22 protein-coding genes are annotated in these 21,905 nt (G+C 68.8%); 13 read left to right on the forward strand and 9 right to left on the reverse strand.

The genetic code is table 11. From position 1 onward, the window contains the following. Nucleotides 1-46 precede the first annotated feature (46 nt). From mvk to AB0I19_RS09215, 7 genes are read left to right on the forward strand one after another with little or no spacing between them, the layout of a single operon-like run. Nucleotides 47-1,054, forward strand: coding sequence for a mevalonate kinase (gene mvk / locus AB0I19_RS09185; RefSeq protein WP_357146403.1), 1,008 nt, complete (start codon nucleotides 47-49; stop codon nucleotides 1,052-1,054). Beyond that, nucleotides 1,051-2,076 (forward strand): diphosphomevalonate decarboxylase, encoded by a 1,026-nt coding sequence (gene mvaD / locus AB0I19_RS09190; RefSeq protein ID WP_357146405.1) that lies wholly within the window; start codon nucleotides 1,051-1,053, stop codon nucleotides 2,074-2,076. The genes mvk and mvaD overlap by 4 nt, the downstream gene beginning before the upstream one ends. Beyond that, the gene (locus AB0I19_RS09195) at nucleotides 2,073-3,230 is read left to right on the forward strand and encodes a phosphomevalonate kinase (RefSeq protein ID WP_357146408.1); all 1,158 of its coding nucleotides are present in this window, start codon (nucleotides 2,073-2,075) and stop codon (nucleotides 3,228-3,230) included. The genes mvaD and AB0I19_RS09195 overlap by 4 nt, the downstream gene beginning before the upstream one ends. Continuing rightward, nucleotides 3,227-4,324 carry a type 2 isopentenyl-diphosphate Delta-isomerase gene (fni, locus tag AB0I19_RS09200; protein WP_067635811.1) on the forward strand — a complete coding sequence of 366 codons (1,098 nt, stop codon included), beginning with the start codon at nucleotides 3,227-3,229 and terminating at the stop codon, nucleotides 4,322-4,324. Before AB0I19_RS09195 ends, fni begins: the two co-directional genes overlap by 4 nt. Continuing rightward, on the forward strand, nucleotides 4,317-5,375 hold the full coding sequence (locus AB0I19_RS09205; RefSeq protein ID WP_357146411.1) for a hydroxymethylglutaryl-CoA reductase: 1,059 nt from the start codon (nucleotides 4,317-4,319) through the stop codon (nucleotides 5,373-5,375). Before fni ends, AB0I19_RS09205 begins: the two co-directional genes overlap by 8 nt. Further along, complete coding sequence (locus tag AB0I19_RS09210) at nucleotides 5,372-6,544, forward strand: hydroxymethylglutaryl-CoA synthase (protein WP_067492033.1); 1,173 nt, start codon at nucleotides 5,372-5,374, stop codon at nucleotides 6,542-6,544. The genes AB0I19_RS09205 and AB0I19_RS09210 overlap by 4 nt, the downstream gene beginning before the upstream one ends. Continuing rightward, nucleotides 6,541-8,022, forward strand: a complete 1,482-nt coding sequence (locus AB0I19_RS09215; protein ID WP_357146414.1) for an NAD(P)/FAD-dependent oxidoreductase — start codon at nucleotides 6,541-6,543, stop codon at nucleotides 8,020-8,022. Before AB0I19_RS09210 ends, AB0I19_RS09215 begins: the two co-directional genes overlap by 4 nt. Before the next feature lie 61 nt (nucleotides 8,023-8,083). Here the strand turns inward: AB0I19_RS09215 and AB0I19_RS09220 are convergent, their stop codons facing one another. The 7 genes from AB0I19_RS09220 to mftR form a co-directional block, all read right to left on the reverse strand. Continuing rightward, nucleotides 8,084-8,377 carry a hypothetical protein gene (locus tag AB0I19_RS09220; RefSeq protein WP_357146417.1) on the reverse strand — a complete coding sequence of 98 codons (294 nt, stop codon included), beginning with the start codon at nucleotides 8,375-8,377 and terminating at the stop codon, nucleotides 8,084-8,086. A 13-nt stretch (nucleotides 8,378-8,390) separates the two neighbouring features. Continuing rightward, entirely contained in the window at nucleotides 8,391-10,745 is a 2,355-nt protein-coding gene (locus AB0I19_RS09225; RefSeq protein WP_357146420.1) for a SpoIIE family protein phosphatase, read from the reverse strand. A 10-nt stretch (nucleotides 10,746-10,755) separates the two neighbouring features. Then, the gene (locus AB0I19_RS09230) at nucleotides 10,756-11,379 is read right to left on the reverse strand and encodes a SpoIIE family protein phosphatase (protein ID WP_357146423.1); all 624 of its coding nucleotides are present in this window, start codon (nucleotides 11,377-11,379) and stop codon (nucleotides 10,756-10,758) included. Further along, on the reverse strand, nucleotides 11,372-11,797 hold the full coding sequence (locus AB0I19_RS09235) for an ATP-binding protein (RefSeq protein WP_067492040.1): 426 nt from the start codon (nucleotides 11,795-11,797) through the stop codon (nucleotides 11,372-11,374). The genes AB0I19_RS09230 and AB0I19_RS09235 overlap by 8 nt, the downstream gene beginning before the upstream one ends. Continuing rightward, nucleotides 11,775-12,158, reverse strand: a complete 384-nt coding sequence (locus tag AB0I19_RS09240) for an STAS domain-containing protein (protein WP_067492042.1) — start codon at nucleotides 12,156-12,158, stop codon at nucleotides 11,775-11,777. Before AB0I19_RS09240 ends, AB0I19_RS09235 begins: the two co-directional genes overlap by 23 nt. A gap of 9 nt (nucleotides 12,159-12,167) precedes the next feature. Further along, nucleotides 12,168-13,076 carry an STAS domain-containing protein gene (locus AB0I19_RS09245; protein ID WP_067492043.1) on the reverse strand — a complete coding sequence of 303 codons (909 nt, stop codon included), beginning with the start codon at nucleotides 13,074-13,076 and terminating at the stop codon, nucleotides 12,168-12,170. A gap of 107 nt (nucleotides 13,077-13,183) precedes the next feature. Next, nucleotides 13,184-13,774 carry a mycofactocin system transcriptional regulator gene (gene mftR / locus AB0I19_RS09250; RefSeq protein WP_357146425.1) on the reverse strand — a complete coding sequence of 197 codons (591 nt, stop codon included), beginning with the start codon at nucleotides 13,772-13,774 and terminating at the stop codon, nucleotides 13,184-13,186. Between the two features lie 76 nt (nucleotides 13,775-13,850). On the opposite strand from mftR, the gene mftE reads away from it, so the two are divergent. The 3 genes from mftE to AB0I19_RS09265 all read left to right on the forward strand — a co-directional run bounded on the left by mftE (nucleotide 13,851) and on the right by AB0I19_RS09265 (nucleotide 16,329). Continuing rightward, complete coding sequence (gene mftE, locus AB0I19_RS09255; RefSeq protein ID WP_357146427.1) at nucleotides 13,851-14,549, forward strand: mycofactocin biosynthesis peptidyl-dipeptidase MftE; 699 nt, start codon at nucleotides 13,851-13,853, stop codon at nucleotides 14,547-14,549. Next, nucleotides 14,546-15,760 carry a pre-mycofactocin synthase MftD gene (gene mftD, locus AB0I19_RS09260; RefSeq protein WP_357146430.1) on the forward strand — a complete coding sequence of 405 codons (1,215 nt, stop codon included), beginning with the start codon at nucleotides 14,546-14,548 and terminating at the stop codon, nucleotides 15,758-15,760. The genes mftE and mftD overlap by 4 nt, the downstream gene beginning before the upstream one ends. Before the next feature lie 92 nt (nucleotides 15,761-15,852). After that, nucleotides 15,853-16,329, forward strand: a complete 477-nt coding sequence (locus AB0I19_RS09265) for a hypothetical protein (RefSeq protein ID WP_357146433.1) — start codon at nucleotides 15,853-15,855, stop codon at nucleotides 16,327-16,329. 1 nt (nucleotide 16,330) lies between these two features. Here AB0I19_RS09265 and AB0I19_RS09270 read toward each other — a convergent pair whose 3' ends face one another. Beyond that, nucleotides 16,331-16,849 (reverse strand): MarR family winged helix-turn-helix transcriptional regulator, encoded by a 519-nt coding sequence (locus tag AB0I19_RS09270; RefSeq protein ID WP_357146436.1) that lies wholly within the window; start codon nucleotides 16,847-16,849, stop codon nucleotides 16,331-16,333. A gap of 207 nt (nucleotides 16,850-17,056) precedes the next feature. Between AB0I19_RS09270 and AB0I19_RS09275 the strand changes: the two genes are divergently transcribed. The 3 genes from AB0I19_RS09275 (at nucleotide 17,057) to AB0I19_RS09285 (ending at nucleotide 20,747) form a co-directional block, all read left to right on the forward strand. After that, nucleotides 17,057-18,733, forward strand: coding sequence for a fumarate hydratase (locus tag AB0I19_RS09275; protein ID WP_174550282.1), 1,677 nt, complete (start codon nucleotides 17,057-17,059; stop codon nucleotides 18,731-18,733). Nucleotides 18,734-18,849: 116 nt separating this feature from the next. Further along, nucleotides 18,850-20,220: an AarF/ABC1/UbiB kinase family protein gene (locus tag AB0I19_RS09280; protein ID WP_357146736.1), complete on the forward strand. Its 1,371-nt coding sequence runs from the start codon at nucleotides 18,850-18,852 to the stop codon at nucleotides 20,218-20,220. A gap of 38 nt (nucleotides 20,221-20,258) precedes the next feature. Then, nucleotides 20,259-20,747: a M15 family metallopeptidase gene (locus AB0I19_RS09285; protein WP_357146439.1), complete on the forward strand. Its 489-nt coding sequence runs from the start codon at nucleotides 20,259-20,261 to the stop codon at nucleotides 20,745-20,747. A 22-nt stretch (nucleotides 20,748-20,769) separates the two neighbouring features. Here the strand turns inward: AB0I19_RS09285 and AB0I19_RS09290 are convergent, their stop codons facing one another. Then, nucleotides 20,770-21,903, reverse strand: a complete 1,134-nt coding sequence (locus AB0I19_RS09290; RefSeq protein WP_357146441.1) for an epoxide hydrolase — start codon at nucleotides 21,901-21,903, stop codon at nucleotides 20,770-20,772. Between the last annotated feature and the right edge of the window lie 2 nt (nucleotides 21,904-21,905).

Genomic DNA, 21,905 nt, shown 5'->3' on the forward strand with positions numbered 1-21,905 from the left:
AAGGATGTCGGGCGGTGAACCTGCCCGAGTTGGGAGAGGAATCGATGTGACCACGAAAACGGGCATGGTCGTAGGGATCGGGCGCGCCCACGCCAAAGCGATCCTGCTGGGTGAACACACGGTCGTGCACGGCACGCCCGCGATCGCGTTCCCCCTGCCCGCCCTGCCGGTGCGCGCCCTCGCGCGCCCGGCCGAACCCGGCACCGGGTCGCAGGTTCCGGCCGACGGGCACTTCCGTTTCACCGTCGGTGGAACCGACACCGCCCTGTCTGGTCCGCGGGTCGCGGCCGAGGAAGCGTTGCGGCGGTGGGGAATCACCGATACTACCGTCGAAGTCGTTGTGGAGTGCGGGATTCCGCTGGCTCGTGGGCTCGGTTCCAGCGCCGCGTGCGCGGGGGCCGCGGTGCGCGCGGTCGCGGATCTGCACGGGCTCGTCGTCGAACCCGGCGAACTGTACGACCTCGTGCAATGTGGCGAGCAGGTCGCGCACGGGCGGGCCAGCGGCATCGACGCCAGTGCCGTCCTTGCGAACGGTCCGATCCGGTTCCATCAGGGCCGCGCCGAGCCGATGCCGATCGGGCTCGACGCCGCGCTCGTCATCGCCGACACCGGCGTGCCCGGCTCCACCCAGCACGCGGTGGCAGGCGTGCGGCGCAGGCTCGCCGAGGACCCGGTGCGGGCCGGGTCGCTGCTCGAGCGCGCCTCGGGCCTGATCGAGGCCGCGGGCGACGAGCTGTCGGCCGGTGCCGCCGAGTCGCTCGGCAAGACCATGCTCGATTTCCAGGAACTGCTCGCCGAGCTGGGCGTGAGCACGCCGCACATCGACGCCCTCGTCACCGCCGCGCTCGGTGCGGGCGCCCACGGCGCCAAGCTCACCGGCGCCGGTCTCGGCGGCTGTGTGCTCGCCCTCACCGAGCCCGCCTCGGCGCCCGGGGTGAGTGCCGCGCTGCGCCGTGCGGGTGCCGTGCGAACCTGGACGGTGCCGACTCGCGCCCTGCACGCCGGCGCCACGCCCCTGTCCGCCACGACTTCGGAACCCGGTACCCACCAATGACTTCGACCTCCGCCACCGGCGAGGCCACCGCGCTCGCCTACCCGAACATCGCCCTCGTGAAGTACTGGGGCAAGCGCGACGAAACGATGTTCCTGCCTGTCACGAGCAGCCTGTCGATGACGCTCGACATCTTCGCGACCACCACCACCGTGCGCGTCACCGACGGCCCGGCCGACGAGATCGAGTTCAACGGCACCGCCGCCACCGGTTCCGCGCACACCCGCATCGAACGTTTCCTCGACCTCGTGCGGGCCGAGGCTGGTCGTACCGAACGCGCCACCGTCGTCACCGTCAACGACGGCCCGACCGGGGCCGGGCTGGCCTCCTCGGCGAGTGGTTTCGCCGCGCTGGCCACGGCCGCGGCCACCGCCTACGGTCTGGACCTGGACGGGCGCGCGCTGTCGCGGCTGGCCCGGCGCGGGTCCGGGTCGGCGTCGCGCTCGATCTTCGGCGGTTTCGTGGTGTGGCACGCGGGCGCGGGCGACGGCGAGGCGGGCGATCTGAGTTCCTATGCCGAGCCGATCGGCGGCGACGAACTCGACCCCGCCCTGGTGGTCGCGGTCGTGAACCAGACCGCCAAAACGGTGTCGAGCCGCGACGCCATGCGCGCCACCACCCAGACCTCCCCGTTCTACCGGCCGTGGGCCGAGTCGTCGATGCTCGACTTCGACGAGATGCGCCGCGCCGTCGCCCGCGGTGACCTGGCCGCCATCGGTGAGATCGCCGAACGCAACGCGCTCGGCATGCACGCCACCATGCTCACGGCCCGCCCCGGCATCCGCTACCTCTCGCCGCACTCGCTCGCGGTGCTCGACGCCGTGCAGGCCCTGCGCGCCGACGGTGTGCTCGCCTACGCGACCATCGACGCGGGCCCGAATGTGAAGGTGCTGTGCACCCGCGCCGACGCCGCCCGAGTGGCCGCGACCGTGGAGAGCCTCGGCGATTTCGTCACCACCCGCACCGCGCACATCGGTCCCGGCGCCACGCTGCTCCCGGACACCGCGCAGGTCGGAGCCTCATGATTTCCTGTCGCGCCCCGGGCAAGCTGTTCGTCGCGGGGGAGTACGCCGTCGTCGAACCGGGTCACCGGGCCGTGCTGGTCGCCGTCGACCGCTACGCCACCGCAACGGTCACGGCGACCGACGGCGACACCGTCCTCGCGTCGGATCTGGAGGGCGGAAGCTCCCTCCGGTGTCGCCGCGCGACGGGCGACCAGGCTGGTGTCGCTGCCTCGGCGGAATCGGCCACCACGAACTCGGCGCCGCCCGCCCTCGCAGGTCACCCCGGCTCCTTCGTGTCGGCGACCGGGTCGGTTCCGGCCACCTTCTCCTATCTGTTCGCCGCCGCATCAGTGCTCGACCGACTGGTGCTGGAACGCGGAATCACCCCGCGCCCTTACTATTTGGACGTCACCGCTGATCTCGGTGACGCCGACGGCCGCAAGTTCGGCCTGGGTTCCAGCGCGGCGGTGACGGTCGCGGCGGTGACCGCGCTCGGCGAGTTCTACGAGCTCGGTCTGAGTTCGATGGACCGCTACCGCCTCGCCATGCTCGCCACGGTCACGGTCCATCCCCGTGCTTCCGGCGGGGATGTCGCGGCGAGCACCTGGGGCGGCTGGCTCGCCTACAGCTCCCCGAACCGCGCCCGGGTGGCGGAGGCGGCCGAGGCCGACGGCGTCGACGCGGCACTTCGCCTGCCCTGGCCGGGTCTGTCCGTGCGCCCGCTGCCCACTCCCACCACGCTCGACCTGCACATCGGCTGGACCGGCACCCCCGCCTCCACCCCCACCTTGGTCGCGGGCCTCGGCGCACCCCTCGACCGCGCGGAGTTCCTGGTGCGCAGCGATGCCTGCGTCGAACGCCTCGCCGCGGCCGTCGACGCCGACGACCCCACCGCCATCCGCACCGAAATCGACTGTGCGCGTGAGCTTCTCCTCGGCCTCGACGCGGCCGAGCGGCTCGGCGTCATGACCGAACGCCTCGCCGCGTTGTGTCACGTGGCGGCCGAGGTCGGCGCCGCCGCGAAGCCTTCGGGTGCCGGTGGCGGCGACTGCGGTATCGCCGTGCTCGAGAACGGCCGCGCCGACGCTGTCGCCGCACTGACCGACGGCTGGGAAGCCGCCGGAATCCGCAAGCTGCCCTTGCGGATCCACCCGTCCGAAGGAGTTCGCGCATGATCGCCGATCGCAAGGACGACCACGTTCGCCACGCGGTGAACCATCGCCGCAACCACAGCGGTGGCAACGATTTCGACTCCGTCGCCTTCGTGCACCACGCCCTGGCAGGCATCGACTCGGCCGACGTGCGGCTCGGCGTCGATTTCGCCGGAAAGCACTGGAACTCACCGCTGTACGTGAACGCGATGACCGGTGGCAGCACCAACACCGGCGAGATCAACCGACAGCTGGCCGTCGCGGCCCGCGAGACCGGAGTCCCCATCGCCTCGGGCTCGATGAGCGCCTACTTCCGTGACCCCGCCGTCGCGGGCACCTTCCGTGTACTGCGCGAAGAGAACCCGCACGGGTTCGTCCTGGCCAATGTGAACGCCAACGCCACCCTCGACCAGGTGCACAGCGCGATCGACCTGCTCGAGGCCGACGCGCTGCAGATCCACGTGAACTCGGTGCAGGAAGTCGTGATGCCCGAGGGCGACCGCGCCTTCGCCGGGTGGCCCCGCCGCATCGAGGAGATCGTCGCGGGCGTGCCGGTGCCGGTGATCGTCAAGGAGGTCGGGTTCGGCCTCAGCAGGCAGACCGTCACGTGGCTGCGCGAGGCCGGGGTAGCCGTTGCCGACGTGGGCGGACGCGGCGGAACCAATTTCGCGCGCATCGAGAACGACCGGCGCGCGGGCGCCGACTTCGCCTTCATCGAACAGTGGGGTCAGTCGACGGCCGCGTGCCTGCTCGACTGCACCGGCATCACCGGCATCGACATCTCCGCCTCCGGCGGCATCCGCTCGCCGCTGGACATGGCCCGCGCCCTGGCGCTGGGCGCCAAGGCGACCGGTGTGGCGGGAGCGTTCCTGGAAACGCTCGTCGACCACGGCACCGAGGCCCTCGTCGCCAAGATCACCACCTGGCTCGATCAGCTGCGCAACATCATGACCGTCCTCGGCGCGACCACTCCCGCCGAGCTCACCGGTCGCGATGTGCTCGTCACCGGCGACCTGGCCGGCTTCTGCGCGCTGCGCGGCATCGATGTGGCCTGTCTCGCCCACCGGAGTCCCTGGTGGCGCGAATCGAACCTCCGAGAAGGAGTCATCCATGAATGACATGTCGTACGCGGCTGTCCCGATGCAGTGGGTCGGTCCGCTGCGGATCACCGGCAATGTCGTCGACGACTCCGTCGATGTGCCGCTGGCCACCTACGAGACCCCGCTGTGGCCCTCGGTCGGGCGCGGTGCGCGGATCAGCACCCTCACCGAGAAGGGCATCGTCGCCACCCTCATCGACGAGCGGATGACCCGGTCGATCCTGCTCGAAGCCGACGACGCCTACACCGCCTACACCACCGTGCAGCAGCTCCAGGCCCGCATGCCCGAGCTGCAGGAGGTCGTCTCGGGCAGCAGCCGCTTCGCCCGGCTCATCGACCTGAACCACCAGATCGCAGGCAACCTGCTGTTCCTGCGGTTCGAGTTCACCACCGGCGACGCCTCCGGCCACAACATGGCCACGCTGGCCAGCGACCACCTGATGGACCACATCCTGTCGACCATGCCCGGTGTGCGCTACGGCTCCATCTCGGGTAACTACTGCACCGACAAGAAGGCCACCGCCGTCAACGGCATCCTCGGTCGCGGTAAGAACGTCGTCACCGAGCTGCTGATCCCGCGCGAGGTCGTCGAGGCGCGGCTGCACACCACCGCCGCCAAGGTCGTCGAGCTCAACATCCGCAAGAACCTGATCGGGACCCTGCTCGCGGGCGGAATCCGTTCCGCCAACGCCCATTACGCGAACATGCTGCTGGCCTACTACCTGGCCACCGGTCAGGACGCCGCCAATATCGTCGAGGGCTCCCAGGGCGTCACCCACGCCGAGGACCGCGACGGTGATCTGTATTTCTCGTGCACCCTGCCCAACCTGATCGTCGGTACGGTCGGTAACGGCAAGCACGCCAGTTTCGTCGAGGACAACCTGGTGCGCCTCGGCTGCCGGGCCGAACGCGAGCCCGGCGAGAACGCGCGCCGCCTCGCCGTGATCGGTGCGGCCACCGTGCTGTGCGGTGAGCTGTCGCTGATGGCCGCGCAGACCAATCGCGGTGAATTGATGCGTGCCCATACCCAATTCGAGCGGTCAACCACGAGCAACGGGACACAACGATGACCACAACGCCGGTCGGAATCCACGACCTTTCGTTCGCCACCACCCACTACGCCCTCGATCACGCCGTCCTCGCCGAGCGACTCGGGGTGGATCGCGACAAGTTCTACCTCGGCATCGGCCAGGAACGCATGAGCGTGGCCGCCGCCGACGAGGACATCGTCACCATCGCCGCCGCGGCCGCCCAGCCGATCCTGGAACGGCACGGCACCGACAACATCCGCACCGTGCTGCTGGCCACCGAGACCGGTGTCGACCAGTCCAAAGCCGCTGCCCTGTATCTGCATTCGCTGATCGGGCTGCCCAACGCGGCGCGCGTGGTCGAGCTCAAGCAGGCCTGCTACGGCGGCACCGCCGGGCTGGCGTTCGCCGCGGGCCTGATCGCGCGTGACCCCTCGCAGCGGGTGCTGGTGATCGCCGCCGACATCGCCAAGTACGAACTCGACACCCCGGGCGAGCCGACCCAGGGCGCCGCGGCGGTCGCGATGCTGGTCACCGCGAACCCGGCCATCCTCGCGCTCGACCCGATCTCGGGGCTCTACAGCGCCGACATCATGGACTTCTGGCGCCCGAACTACCGTTCCGAGGCCATCGTCGACGGCAAGACCTCGGTGAACGCCTACCAGAAGGCCGCCCAGGAGGCGTGGAGCGACTACCGCCGCCAGGGTGGGCGCGAGCTCGGCGAGTTCGCCGCGTTCTGCTACCACCAGCCCTTCACCAAGATGGCCTACAAGGCGCACCGGCACCTGCTCGAGAGCCAGGGCCACACCGCCGAGGCCGCCGACCTCGAGGCCGCCATCGGCGCCACCACCACCTACAACCGCACCGTCGGCAACAGCTACACCGCCTCGCTGTACCTCGGCCTGGCCTCGCTGCTCGACCACGCGGACGACCTCACCGGCAAGGCCCTTGCCATGATCAGCTACGGCTCCGGCAGTGTGGCCGAGTTCTTCAGCGGCACAGTGCAACCCGGCTACCGCGCGCACCTGCGCACCGAGGCCAACCAGGCCGCGATCAGCTCGCGCGAGATGCTCGACTACGACCACTACCGTGCCCTGCACGAAGCGGTGCTGCCCACCGACGGCGCCTACCACGCCATGGCCGAGGAAACCCGGCGCCCGTTCCGGCTGGCCGCGATGTCGGGCCACAAACGCATCTACGAAGCTCGGTGACCGTGGCCGATCCGGATATACGGCACGTCAGGATCATCATCGTCGGAAGCGGGCTGTCGGGCGTCGGCGCGGCGGTCCGGTTGAGTCAGCAGGGGCACACCGATTTCCTCGTGCTCGAACGTGGACCCGATGTCGGTGGCACGTGGCGGGTGAACACCTACCCGGGTGCCGGGTGCGATGTGCCCTCGCAGTTGTATTCGTATTCGTTCGCGCTGAACCCGAATTGGACCAGGTCGTTCTCCCCGCAGGCCGAGATCGAACGCTACATCCGGGACGTGTCGGAGCGTTTCGGGGTGCGTGACAAGCACATCTTCGATTGCGAGATGACGGCGGCGCGCTGGAACGATACCGATGGCCGATGGGAGATCCACACAAGCCGTGGGCAATTCACCGCCGATGTGGTCGTGTCGGCGGCCGGTGTGCTCGCGGAGCCGAATCTTCCCGATATCAAGGGGATGTCGAGCTTCGAGGGCGAGATCTTCCATTCGGCGCGGTGGAATCACGAGTCGACCCTCGCGGGCAAGCGGGTGGCGGTGATCGGCACGGGATCGTCTGCGGTGCAGATCATTCCGTCGATCGCGCCGGAGGTGGCGAGCCTCGATGTGTATCAGCGCACCGCCACCTGGGTGATGCCGCATCTGGGCCGTCGCTATACGGCGGTCGAGCGGTTCGCGTTCCGGCGGATTCCCGGCTTCCAGCGGCTGGTCCGGGCGATGATCTACCTGCTGCGCGAGATCTTCGTCGTCTTCCAGGCCAAGTACCCGCGTGCTGCGGTGCTGCTTGAGTTGGTCGGCCGGGTCAAGATGTTCCTCGAGATCCGTGATCCGCAGGTGCGCCGGAAGGTGTTGCCGGCGCATCGTCTCGGCTGTAAACGGATGCTGGTGTCCAACCGTTTCTATCCGGCGCTCGACCGCGACAATGTGGATCTGGTGACGGATTCGATCGCGGAGGTCCGGACGAATTCGATCGTCACCGAGGACGGCACCGAACGCGAAGTCGATGCGATCGTGTGGTGCACGGGATTCCAGGTATCGGATTCCCCGACCTACAACCTGTACGTCGGCCGCGACGGGCGCACGCTGTCGGAAATCGGTGAGGCGGAAGGGTATCGCAACTACAAGGGCACAACGGTCGCGAACTTTCCCAACCTGTTCTTCATGCTCGGTGCCAATTCCGGCTTGAATTACACCTCGCTGATCTACATCATGGAATCCCAGTTCCGGTACCTGATCTCGGCACTGGAAACCATGGAGCAGCGCGGTCTGCGCACCGTCGAAGTCCGTAAGGACGCCGAGGAAGAATACAACCGGGGAATCCAGCGCAAGATGGCGAAAACGGTGTGGGCCACCGGTGGGTGCCGCAGCTGGTTCCTCGACAGCACGGGGAACAACGCGGTGCTGTGGCCGGACTTCAGTTTCCGTTACCGCAGGCAGATGCGCGTTTTCGACCTCGAGGCGTATCAGACGACCACGAACTGAACCCGTCGATTCCGGAGCTGTCGTCGGCTCCGGAATCGACGGTTTACTCACGGATCGTTGTTCAGATGATCGACCCGATGATCTTCAAAATACTGTCGATCAGATCGCCGACTGCTGCAGACATCAGTTTCTCCTTCGAGATGGGGATCGTCTCGCAAAATTGCACGGCGATGGCACCGACAGCGTCGGTGTCATCAGGGTTGTGCAGCTCAACGAATTCGCGAGATGATCGCTGGATATCCGGATGCACACCTGGCTCGGTGTGGGACTGCGGTATCACCGTAGCAATGGAGTTTGGCTCCGACAAGCAACGGGTAGACGTGTCAGCACGGAATTTCTCTGTGCCCTTCCGCATTTGCTGACAGTTGTCAGGACGAGCTCAGCGACGACATTCCCGGCGGGCGCGTCGAGGCGCGCAGTGGGTTCGCGGTCGGGAAGGTGATCGAGGGCAGCGTCACCCACATGCGCACCCGGGTGCCCTTTTCGTCGTGGGTGAATTCGAGGTCCTCGGTGAGTACCCGCATCATCTCCACACCCCGGCCGCGGTAGCCGGGGTCGGTGGGGGTCGGCACCCAGCGGCCGGTGTCGGTGACCTCGATGACCACCCGGTCACCCTCGCAGGTGGCGGTGAGGACGACTCGGCCGGGTTCGGTGTCACGGTAGGCGTGTTCGACGCTGTTGCTGCAGGCCTCGTTGGCGGCGGCGACGAGGTCGGCCGCCAGGTCGTGCGGCACGGCGGCCGTGGCGAACCAGCGGTAGAGCGTGCGACGCAGGCCGGTCAATTCGACTGCGGCGGCGGGAATGTCGACGTGCAGCGGTTCCGGTGGCTGACGGTAGACGACCATCGCCACGTCGTCGTCGTAGCCCGCGGGCGGGCACAGTCGCGACAGCACGGCGTCGGCCACATCGCGGGGAAGCGCGCCACCGGTTTCGCTGAGGACGTCCGCGATCTTCACGAAGCCCTCCTCGATGTCGTAGCCGCGCTGTTCCACCAGTCCGTCGGTGAACAGCACCAGCGAGGAGCCCGCGGGCAGCGCGGTGGTCGCCTCGGGGCGACGCGGAGTGTCGAAGGTGGCCAGCGGGACCGCCCGACCGCCCTCGAGGATCCGGCCCGGCCCACCGGGTGCGGCCAGGATCGGCGGCATGTGGCCGGCGTTGGAGTAGCGAACCACACCGCGCTCGGGGTCGAGCACGGCGGCGCACACGGTGGTGCACATGGCGCCGGGAATCCGCGCGGCGACCGCGTCGAGCTCGGCGAGCAGCTGGGCGGGTCCGGCGCCGCGCAGCAGCAGAGCCCGTGCGGCAGTGCGCAATTGACCCATCACCACCGCCGCGGACAGGCCTCGGCCGACGCAGTCGCCGACGACCACACCGATGGTGCCGTCGCGCAGCGGGACCACGTCGTACCAGTCGCCACCGATCTCGAGCGGCGGCAGGGCGGGTTCGTAGTGCACCGAGAATCGCGGCGGCAGTTCGATCGGGCCGAGCATGGCACGCTGCAGAGTGAGCGAGGTGGCACGGGCCTGGTCGAAGTTGCGCGCACGCTGCAACGCGACACTGAGATGGCCGACCAGCAGCGAATACAGCGCCCAGTCGGCGGCACTCACCGCGCGTGGGGCGCCGAAGCGCACCCACAGCGCCGCGTCGCCGGTCTCACCGAGCGGCGCGACGACGGCGTCCACGCCGCCCTCGTCGCCGGTGATGGCCGACAGGCCGCGCGCGGACTGCCTGCGCGCCCGGTCGAGCAATTCGTTGGTCTGCTCGTCGAGCACCACCGGAGCCTCACCGCGCGAGCTCGGCTGCTGCACCGGCGTCGCGACGAATCTGCTGTTGGCAGAGACGAATTCGGGTTCCGGTGGCGCTTGGGCTGGGCTGGGAGACTCACCGCAGGAGTAGAGGTCGGGGCGGCCGGTGCGGCTCGGCCACACCGCCACGAGTGCCGTGCGCGCACCCATGGTCCGCCGCAGTTCGTCGAGTCCGACGGCGAGAACCTCCACCATGCTGGTGGCCGCGCCGACCGCGGTCGCCAGCCGCGAGGCCGCCTGATCGCGGGCCTGCGCGTCGTGCTCGGCGGTGACGTCACGCACGGTGCCGACGAAGATCCGCTCGTTGTTCTCCTGCTTCACCAGTGAACTCGCGCTCACCGCGAGCCAGCGTTCGCGGCCGTCGCGGTGACACACCGGCATCACGAAACGTGAAGCCTCCGTACCGATCTGGGGATAGCCCTTGCGATCGTCGAGTGCCCACGGATGCGGCAGCGCGAACGGCACCTCCTCGGGCCCGTACCCGGTGAGCACCCCGAACGCCGAGTTCACCTCGACGATCGTCCCGTGCTCGTCGGCGACGAAGAACCCGTCCTGCAGCGACTCGACCAGCGCGGTGCGGAACGCGTCGCGACCCGCGAGATCCTCGGCGCGCGAACGCTGTTGCTCGTAGCGCTTGGTGCCGTCGAGGTAGCCGCGGGTGGCGATGTCGAGCGCGGCCATCGTCTGCAGCAGGAATTCCAGCGCCACCTCCGCCCCTCGCGAATACGCCTCGCTGCCCGCGAGTTCGGCGACGGTGCGGAAGTGGTGCTCGGTGAGATCGAGCAGGCTGATGCCCTCGACGAGGGCGCGCCTGCCGAGGTCGTAGCCTTCGCTCAGGCCTGTCTGGCCCGGCGCGGCGACATGGCGGCGCAGGGCAGCCGAATAGTCGTCGAGGAACGCGGCCAGGACAGCACTCATCGGCACCCTCTCATGATCCTGCTCCCCGGAATCGGGCCGCCAGGACCAGCGCGTCGTCGGTGTCCTTGGCGTCGCGGGCGAGCAGGTCGCCCGCGATGGCGGCCGCGGGCCTGGCCAGGTCGATCTTGTCGGCGTCGGCGGTGACGAGACCGTCGGTGGCCATCAGCAGCAGGTCGCCCTGTTTGATCGGCAGGGTCTGCGGTTGGAGATGCGCGGGCAGCCGGTAGCCGACGATGCCACCGGTGAGCAGCATGGTCGCCCGCAGCTCCGGGCCCGCCGGACCGAGCGTGAGCAGCCGCGACTCCACATTGCCCACGCCGATCCACTGCAGGGTGTCGCCCGGCCCGATCAGCGCCAACGACATTGCGGCGCCGCGGGTTTCGGACATCGCCCGATGGCACAGCACCATCAGCACATCCAGTGGTTCGCCGCGGTTCTCCGACAGCACGAGGGTCGCGCGATCGGCCGCGTCCGCGGCCGCGGCGCCGTGGCCGAGACCGTCGAGTACGCCGAAGAGCACGCCGCCGTCGCCGGTGTCGAGGACGACGCCACGGTCACCGGAGACGTCCTGGCCGGGTAGTGCCCGGCCGGCCGTCGACCATTCCGTGCGGCCGGTGATCCCGTCTTCATGCACCGTCGGGTACCCACTTCCACATTTCGATCAACGTCCCCCGACCGGGGGCGGAATCGATGGTGATGCCGTCCATCAGCCTGCGTGCGCCCGGCAGGCCGAGGCCGAGGCCGCGGCCGGTGGAGTACCCGTCCTCGAGCGCGCGCGGGATGTCACGGATGCCGGGACCCTGGTCCTCGGCTTGGACCACGAGGCTCTGGCGGCCGTCGCGGATGTCGACGAGCAGGCGGATCTCGCCACTGCCCGCGTAACTGGTGATGTTGCGGGCGATTTCGGAGATGGCGGTGGAGATCATGGTGCGGTCGGTGAGGGTGAAGCCGAGGTGAGCCGCCAGCTCGTGCCCGGCCTGGCGTGCGGTCACGATGTCCTCGGACACCTTGACTGCGATCGCGACCTGCTCAGCGGCCACTGTCACGACCATCTCGTCGGCTGCGCGGGTGACGGTTCAGCCAGGCGAGACCTTCTTCGAGGTCGAGGGCCGTCTGCATGTCCTCGAAGGTGAGGCCGAGCTGCACCATCGCGAACGCGACCTCGGGCTGTAAACCGACGATCACCGTTTCCGCGCCGCGCAGCTGGGTCATGTGGGCGATGGTGCGCAGCGAACGGGCGGCGAAGGAATCCATCACGTCGATGGCCGTGACGTCGACGATGATGCCGGTCGCGCGATAGCGGCTGACCTGCGTCATGAGATCGTCCTGCAGCCGCTCGGTGTCGGCGTCGGTCAGCGCCGACTGGACCGAGGCGATCAGGAATGTGCCCTGTTTCAGGATGGGTACCGGCATGGCGGACTGCTAGCGCCCGTCCCGCTCGCTCAGCCGCTCGGTGACCCGGGTGACCTCGTACCCGAGCAGCCGCTCGGCCTCTTCGATTCCACCCTGCAGGTCGCCGACCGCGTTCATCTTGGACAGGTCGAGGCCGATGGTCACCAGGGTGAGCGCGATCTCGGAGGACAGACCGGTGATGATGACGCTCGCGCCCATCAGGCCCGAGGCGTCGACGGTCTGCACGAGGTGGTTGGCGACCACGGAGTCGATGGCGGGCACACCGGTGATGTCGATGACGACCACCTTGGCGCGATTGGCCCGGATGGCGCGCAGCAGCTGCTCGGTGAGCTGACGGGCGCGCTGGGAGTCGAGCACACCGATGATGGGCAGGATGAGCAGCTGTTCGCGCACCTGCAGCACCGGGGTCGACAGCTCGCGGATGGCTTCCTGCTGGCGGCTGATGACGCGCTCGCGCTCCTGCACGAACGACACGCCCACGGTGTTGGCGATGCGGTTGGCGGCGGGCTCGTAGGCGTCGAGCACCTGGTTGAGCATCTCGAAGTTGGACTGGTACTTCGAGAACAGCGAGCGGGCGAGCACGTCGCGCAGCAGCAGCACGATCCCGAGGACCTCGTCGGTCTCGACGCCTCGGGGAATGATGCGCTCGGACAGGTCGCGGGCGTAGGCCTGCAGGGCCTCGACGCTACCGGTGACCAGTACCTCGACGTAGTTGTCGTACATGGAGGTGGCCTCGGAGAAGATCTCCTCCGGGGTCATCGCGGTGAGCAGTTCGGCCTCGGTGATGCGCCGTGCCCATTCCTCACGCAGGCCGGTGCGGTTCTGCCGGAGGTGCTCGACCAACTGGGGGAGCAGGTTGTTGTCCACCGGGCGCGCCGGTGGCGCATCCGCGGAAAGACTCGTTGACACCTCGGACATGGAAGCTCCTGCCCCTTTCGACGTTTTCACCAGGTGCGCACCGCACACGTTGACCGAAGCCTACTCATACCCCATCCATGGTGCTGTCCAAACCTGCCGGTAACCGGCTATCCGGGGGTGAAGCCGCGGGACAGCGCCGCCAGGGCCCGATCCAGGTACACGGTGAGATCGGCGTCACCGCGTTCGAGCCAGGCGTCGAAGGCCGCACGGGCGGCGGCCAGGGTGGTGCGGCCGACGGCCAGGGGGATCAGGTCGTCGGCGCTGGTGCCGAGCCTGCGCGCGGCGAATTCGCCGACCGCGCGTTCCCAGGCGTCGTAGTGCGCGCCCGCGCCCGCCGACAGGGCGGGGATTCCCGAGATCAGGCGCATCCTGGTGCGCAGTTCGGGGATGTCCTCGGCGCGATACCTGTTGGCCGCCACCACGATCCTCCGCACCGCCGTCATCATCGGCTCATCGTCGGCGACGGCGGCGAAGGCCGCGCGCAGGTCGGCCACCTCGTCGTCGAACTGGTGCCACAGCACCTCGCCCTTGCTCGGGAAGTAGCGGAAGAAGGTGCGTTCGCTGACGCCCGCCTCGGCCGCGATCTGCCCGACCGTCACCTCCTCGAAGCCGTGCTCGGTGAACAGGCGCATCGCGATGAGTTCCAGGGCGCGGCGCGTGGTGCGCGGTGGGCGGCCGCGCTGGGTCGGGGCTGACATGGATACAGCGTAGGGAGTGGGCCGCCGGGTGGAGTCCGGTCTTGATTATGTCAGTGACTGACGTTAATGTTCGGTCATGTTCGTGGCCCAGCTCACATCGCCGGAGATCGACGCCTGTCGCGCGTCGATCCTGCTGGTGCCGCTGGGCGCCATCGAGCAGCACGGACCGCACCTGCCGCTGTCCACCGATCTCGACATCGCCTCGGCGCTGTGCGCGCGGGCCGCCGCCGCTCGCCACGACGTACTCGTCGCGCCCGCCGTGCCCTACGGCGCCAGCGGTGAGCACGCCGGATTCGCGGGCACGCTGTCGATCGGGCAGGCGGCGCTCGAGCTGCTCGTGGTGGAGCTGTGTCGTTCGGCCACCGCTACTTTCGAGCGGATCGTGCTGGTCAACGCCCACGGCGGCAATGTCGAGGCGTTGCGCCGGGCGGTCACCCTGCTGCGCTCGGAATCGCGCGACGTGCGCCTGTTCTGCCCCGGCTACGGCGGCGACGCGCACGCGGGCCACACCGAAACCTCCCTCCAGCTCGCCCTCGCGCCCGACCGGGTGCGCACCGAGCTGGCCGAACCGGGGGACACCCGCCCGCTCGCCGAGGTGCTGCCGCTGCTGCGCACGGGCGGGGTGGCCGCGGTGAGCCACAACGGAATTCTCGGCGACCCGACCGGGGCGAATGCCGCCGCGGGCACCGAACTGCTGAGTGCGGCGACCGCCGCGCTCCTGCACGACCTGGGCCATTGGTGGCCGGGTGACAACGAGGAAGGACCACGTCGATGAACCCCTGGTTCGAGACCGTCGCCGAGGCGCAGCGTCGCGCCCGCAAGCGGCTGCCGAAGTCGGTGTACGGCGCGCTGATCGCCGGTTCCGAACGGGGCCAGACCATCGAGGACAACCAGACCGCGTTCACCGAACTCGGTTTCGCACCGCACTGCGCGGGCCCCATCGGGGACCGCGACCAGTCGACAACCGTGCTGGGGCAACAGGTTTCGATGCCGGTGCTGATCTCGCCGACCGGCGTGCAGGCGGTGCACCCCGACGGTGAGGTCGCCGTGGCACGGGCCGCGGCCGCCCGCGGCATCGCCATGGGCCTCAGCTCGTTCGCGAGCAAGCCGGTCGAAGAGGTGGTCGCGGCCAACCCCGCCACCTTCTTCCAGCTGTACTGGTGCGGCAGCAAGGACCAGATCCTGGAACGGATGGAACGGGCGAAGACCGCCGGTGCGGTCGGGCTGATCCTCACCCTCGACTGGTCCTTCTCGCACGGTCGCGACTGGGGCAGCCCGCAGATCCCCGAATCGCTGAACCTGCGCACCATGATGAAATTCGCACCGCAGACCCTCGCCCGCCCGCGTTGGCTGGCCACCTACCTGCGCTCGGGTTCCATCCCCGATCTCACGGCACCCAACATGTCCGTCGGCGGCGGCGCCGCGCCCGGCTTCTTCGGCGCCTACGGCGAATGGATGCAGACACCCGCCCCCGACTGGGACGACGTGGCCTGGATCTGCGCGCAGTGGGACGGCCCGGTGCTGCTCAAGGGCGTGATGCGAGTCGACGACGCGCTGCGCGCGGTGGACGCCGGCGTCGCGGGCATCTCGGTGTCCAACCACGGCGGCAACAACCTCGACGGCACCCCCGCCGCCATCCGCGCCCTGCCGGTGCTGGCCGATGCTGTGGGCGACCAGATCGAGGTCCTGCTCGACGGTGGTATCCGGCGCGGCAGCGATGTCGTCAAGGCAGTCGCCCTCGGCGCCCGCGCGGTTCTCATCGGCCGCGCCTACCTGTGGGGTCTGGCCGCCAACGGTCAGGCCGGTGTGGAGAACGTCCTCGACATCCTGCGCGGCGGCATCGACTCCGCCCTGCTCGGCCTGCGCAAAACCTCGGTCACCGACCTGACCCGCGACGACATCGTGGTCCCGGAAGGTTTCGAACGCGCCCTCGGTATCCCCGACACGGCCCGCACCGCGAACACCGCCGAGAAAGTATTGCGGTAAGCCGTATTTCACCAAGGGGCGAACGGGTTGTCCGGGCGGGAACCGGTCGCTATGGTCGAGCGTTGACCTGTCGGTCGCCGGAGGGGGAGATCATGGACGTTCGGGTAATGCGTTCGCGCAGTGTGACTTTCACCCTGCCCGCCTTGGTCGCGGTGGCGCTGGTGTCGGCCGGGTGCAGTGCGCCGGGTTCGGCCCAGCGCCCGACGACCACCACCCGCCCGCCGGTGACCACCCCGCGCGCCACCACCTCCGCGCCCGCCACCACCAGCGCCGCCGCCCGCCCGGCCTCGGTGGGGGTCTGCGTGGAGACGGCGACGAACAAACGGGTGGCCGACGACCGGTGTGACACGTCCGACGCGAGCTATAAACGGTTCTGGTACAAGCACACCGACACGCTCGTGTACCCGGCGGTCGGCGCCACGATCGCCCTGGCGGCGGGCAGTTTCCTGCGGCCGAGCACCGGCGACGTCTACGACCGTGGAGCACCGGTCGCGGGCGGAACGGTCCTGCGCGGCGGGCTCGGGCAGCGTCCCGACTCGAGCGGCGGCGGCGGAAGTTCGGGGTCCTGACTCACGCCATGTCCGCGGCCGGTGTCGCCTCCTTCGCTGCTACGTGAGTGCCGAGTTCCCTTGCCGCGCTGCGGTGGTGGTCGATCAGCACGTCGTAGATCTCGGCGAGCGCCGCCAGTTGCGAGCGGTCGAGCACATCGATCATGTGCCGTCGCACGCTGCGCACATGGGCGGGGGCCGCCGTGGTGAGCAACTGGCCGCCCGCGCTCGTCAGTCGCGCGACGGTGCGGCGCTGATCGTGCGGCATCGTCTCGCGCACCACCAGCCCACGCTTCTGCATGCGGGTGATCTGGTGTGAGAGTCGGCTCTGCGACCACTCCAGCGCACCCGCCAGGTCAGCGAAGGTCAAACGCTGGCCTGGTGCGTCCGCTAGGTACACCAGCACGGAATATTCGACATAACTGAGATTGGCCGCCCGGCCGGCGTCACGCCCGATCGCCGCGGCGATCAGGTCGCGGGTACGGACATAGCCCAGCCAGGCGCGCATTTCGACATCATCGAGCCACTGTGGATCGGTCACGATCGAGCTCCAGATTCGCCGGTGCAAGCTACGGATTGAACGGCGCACGCCCGCCACCGCCCGGGAGAATGGGTAGCACCGTTTGTGTTGAACGTGCAACCTCGACCATACTTTATGTTGAGTAAGGGTTGCCTAATCCGCAGGTCGGCGGCCGGTGGTGGATAGGCTCTGCGATGCTCTGCCCACCTGCCTGAAGGAGTGCGATCCGTGACCGCGCCGGAGTTCCGCTATTCCGATCTGCTGCCGATCGGCGCGGACGACACGCCGTACCGTCTGCTGACCACCGAGGGGGTCAGCACCTTCGAGCACAACGGCCGCACCTTCCTGCAGGTAGAGCCCGAAGCCCTGCGCCTGCTCACCGAGACGGCGATCCACGACATCAGCCACTACCTGCGCCCCGCGCACCTGCGGCAGCTGCGCAAGATCATCGACGACCCGGAGTCCTCGGGCAACGACCGTTTCGTGGCGCTCGACCTGCTCAAGAACCTCAACATCTCCGCGGGTGGCGTGCTGCCGATGTGCCAGGACACCGGCACCGCGATCGTGATGGGCAAGAAGAGCGAGGGCGTACTCACCGGCGCCGACGACGCCGAGTGGATCAGCCGCGGCGTGTTCGACGCCTACTCCCGGCTCAACCTGCGCTACTCCCAGCTCGCGCCGATCACCATGTGGGAGGAGAAGAACACCGGTTCCAACCTGCCCGCCCAGATCGAGCTGTACTCCACCGAGGGTGACGCCGACAACCCGGTCTACAAGTTCCTGTTCATGGCCAAGGGTGGCGGTTCGGCCAACAAGTCGTTCCTGTACCAGGAGACCAAGGCCGTCCTGAACCCCGAGCGCATGCTCGAGTTCCTCGACGAGAAGATCCGCTCCCTCGGCACCGCGGCCTGCCCGCCCTACCACCTGGCCGTGGTCATCGGTGGCACCAGCGCCGAATTCGCTTTGAAGACAGCGAAATACGCCTCCGCGCACTACCTGGACAACCTGCCGACCGAGGGTTCCATCACCGGTCACGCCTTCCGCGACCTCGAACTGGAGGAAGAGGTCTTCCAGCTCACCCGTGAGTTCGGCATCGGCGCCCAGTTCGGTGGCAAGTACTTCTGCCACGACGTGCGCGTGGTCCGCCTGCCCCGCCACGGCGCCTCCTGCCCGGTCGCCATCGCGGTGTCGTGCTCGGCCGACCGCCAGGCCCTTGCCAAGATCACCAAGGACGGCATCTTCCTCGAGCAGCTGGAAACCGAACCGGCGCAGTACCTTCCGGAGCAGACCGAGGACATCCTCGGCGGCGACGTGGTGCAGATCGACCTGAACCGCCCGATGGACGAGATCCGCGCCGAGCTGTCGAAATACCCGGTGAAGACCCGGCTTTCGCTCACCGGCCCGCTGGTCGTTGCCCGCGATATCGCGCACGCCAAGATCAAGGAACGCCTCGACGCGGGCGAGCCGATGCCGCAGTACCTGCGCGACATGGCCGTCTACTACGCGGGCCCGGCCAAGACCCCCGAGGGTTACGCCTCCGGCTCGTTCGGTCCGACCACCGCCGGTCGCATGGACTCCTACGTCGACCAGTTCCAGGCGGCGGGCGGTTCGATGATCATGCTGGCCAAGGGCAACCGCTCCGCCCAGGTCACCAAGGCGTGCAAGGAACACGGCGGCTTCTACCTCGGTTCCATCGGCGGCCCGGCCGCGCGCCTGGCCCTCGACTGCATCAAGAACGTCGAGGTGCTCGAGTACCCCGAACTCGGCATGGAGGCGGTCTGGAAGATCGACGTCGAGGACTTCCCGGCCTTCATCGTCGTCGACGACAAGGGCAACGACTTCTTCGCCGAGACCTCCAAGCCGATCGCCCTGCGCGTGCGTACCCGTTCCAAGGAACGCGTGTAGAGACCCGCTGCCGAGGACCCCGGCGGCTGCGTGATCGCGGGCGCCGGGGTCTTCTGGTCGTGCGTCCAGCCGTCGCGGTGTAACGTGACCGGCGACATACGGTGAACGGGGTGGCTATGCCCGCTGGAATTCCTGGGGGCCGAGTGGCGCGCGGCGCCAAGCTCGGACAGTTCGCCGCGGGCCAGGCGGTGCGCGGGGTCGGCAGACGACTGTCGATGATCGGTCGCACCGAGGAGGCCAGGCAGGTCCTGGCCGAGCGCTCGGCGATGACGACCGCGCAGCAGATCGTCACGGTCCTCGGCAGCATGAAGGGGTCGGCGATGAAGCTGGGGCAGATGGCCTCGGTGCTCGACCTCGACTTCGTTCCCGAATCACATCGCGAACATTTCCGCGCCCAGTTGGCCGCACTGCAGGACAAGGCGCCCGCGGTCGCGTTCCCCACCATGCGTGCGGTGATCGAGGAGGATCTCGGACCGCTCGGCGGCGTCTTCGCCGACTTCGACGAGACCGCCATCGCGGCCGCGTCGATCGGTCAGGTGCACCGGGCCACCCTGCGCGACGGGCGCGTGGTCGCGGTGAAGGTGAAGTATCCCGGGGTGGAGCGCGCCGTCCACGCCGATATCGGCAACCTCGAATTTCTCAGCAAGATGGGCAGATCCGTGCTGCCGAGCATGGCCGACACGGGTGTGCTCGAGGAGATCGCCGACAATCTGCGCAGCGAGCTGGACTACGAACGCGAGGCCAGTACCCAGCACCGGGTGGCGCGGCGGTATCGCGGACACCCGTTCATCACCGTGCCCGACGCGATCGTCGAACACTGCTCGCACAATGTGCTCGTCACCGAATACGTCGATTCACAACCCTTTTCGCACATGCGCACGCTGCCCGACGCCGACCGCGACCACCTGGGCGAACTGATCTACCGGTTCTACATCTCCAGCCTGTTCGTCGACAACGAGTTCTGCGGCGACCCGCATCCGGGCAACATGCTGCTGGCCGCGGACGGAAAGCTCGCCTTCGTCGACTTCGGCCTGTACAAGCAGATGGACCCGGCGCATGTCGATTTCGAGCGCGACGTGCTGCGTGCGGCCGCCGAGGGGCGCGGTGAGGACCTGTACACCGCGTGGGTCGACCGGGGGATCATCGACCCGAGCGCCGGGGTGTCGGTCGAGGAGAGCCTGGCCTACGTGTGGGCCGCCACGGGCTGGCACCTGCTGGACGAGGACGTCACCATCACCCCCGAATTGGCCACCGGCGCACTGCTGCTCGCGGTCGACCCGCGTTCGTCGCAGTTCCACGGCATGCACCGGCAGTTGCTGCCGCCGGAGCACGTGTTCTCCCGCCGGGCCGACCTGTTCACCTTCGCCACCCTCGGCCAGTTGCGGGCCACCGCGAACTGGCACCTGCTGGCCCGCGAATGGCTCTACCGCGAGCCGCCCGTCACCGAGGTCGGTCGCGAGATCGACCGGTGGCGCCGATCCGGGTGAGCCGAACCGCGCCGAACCGGGGTCGATAGGATTCCGGCATGCACTCTGTTCTCCGCATCCTGGTCGGCGTGAGCGCGGTCGCCGCGATGACGGCTACCGGCACCGCAACGGCCGACCCCGATCAGCGCGAACAGGTCCAGTCCGCCGCGGGCACCGAGGGCCTCGACCCACCGCTCGCCCTGGCCTACACCCTGGCCGAGCAGCAGGCCCACGCCGAGGGCGTGCCGCTGTCGGTCACCTCCGGCTACCGCACCCCCGAACAGCAGGAAGCGCTGTGGCAGGACGGCCTGGCCACCCACGGCACCCCCGAGGAGGCCCGCCGCTGGGTCCTCCCGCCCGCCGAATCGACCCACGTCTCCGGCCACGCGGTCGATGTCGGCCCGCAGATCGGCGCCCAGTGGCTCGAGGCCAACGGCAATGGCTGGGGGCTGTGCCGGACTTTCGACAACGAGTGGTGGCACTTCGAGTTGGTGACGGTACCGGGGGCGCCGTGCCCGCCGACCGTGCCCGACGCGAGCATGCGGTAGGTCGACCGGCGGGTTTTGCCTGTCAGTGCAGGGCGGCGAAGAACGCCCGGATGTCTGCGACATGCGCCGTGGGTTCCTCCATCGCCACGAAGTGGTTGCCTGGGTTGCCCGACGGCCAGTGGGTGATCTTGTTGTCACGTTCGGCGAGCTTGCGCATGAGCGGCGAGCCGCCACCGTAGACGCCCGTCGGCACCAGGTTCTGGCCGGTCGGCCAGCCGAAACCACCATCACGCAGCCCGTTGTACATGGGCCACGAGGACGTGCCGGTGGTCTGGGTGAACCAGTACAGCGACACCGTGGTGAGCAGGTGATCCCGGTCGATCACGTCCTCGGCGAGCTCGGCCATCGGCGTGAACTCCTGGAACTTCTGCATCATCCACGCCAGCAGCGCGACCGGGGAATCGTTCCAGCCCAGCGCGAAGGTCTGCGGTGCGGCGCGCAGCAGGGTGTGGTGGTCGACGCCGCCGGTCATCCACAGTTGCATCTGATCCCACTCGGCGCGGTCCTCGGCCGACATCGCGGGGACGTCGGCTTCGGTCGGCATGCCGATTCCACCGTCGAGATGGACCCCGATCACGTGCTCCGGGGCGGCGAGCGCCATCTCCGGTGCGATGTAGGCGCCCAGGTCACCGCCCTGCGTGCCGTAGCGCTGGTAGCCGAGCCGGTCCATGAGCTGCGTCCACATCCCGGCCACTCGTGCGGTGGTCATCCCGGCCTCGCGCGGCGCCTGGGAGAAGGCGAAGCCGGGCACCGACGGGACGACCGCGTCGAAAGCGAGGGCGGGATCGAGACCGTGCGCGCGGGGATCGGTCAGCGGACCGATGACCCGGGTGAATTCGGCGAAGGTGTTGGGCCACCCGTGAGTGAGCAGCAGGGGCACCGCATCGGGCTCGGGGGAGCGCACGTGGACGAAGTGCACGTCGAGGTCGTCGATGGTCGTGTGGAACTGCGGGTAGGCGTTGAGCGCGGTTTCCTGTGCCCGCCAATCGAATTCGTCGGCCCAGTAGGTGGCGAGCTCACGCAGGTACGCGGCAGGCACGCCACGTTCCCAGCCGTCGCCCGGCAGTTCGGGGGTCCATCGGGCTCGGGCCAGCCGGTCGCGCAGGTCGTCGAGATCGGTCTGCGGGATGTCGATGTGGAAGGGGCGGGCAGTCATTC

It is taken from the genome of Nocardia sp. NPDC050413 (genome assembly GCF_040655475.1).
GTDB classification, from domain to species: domain Bacteria; phylum Actinomycetota; class Actinomycetes; order Mycobacteriales; family Mycobacteriaceae; genus Nocardia; species Nocardia coubleae.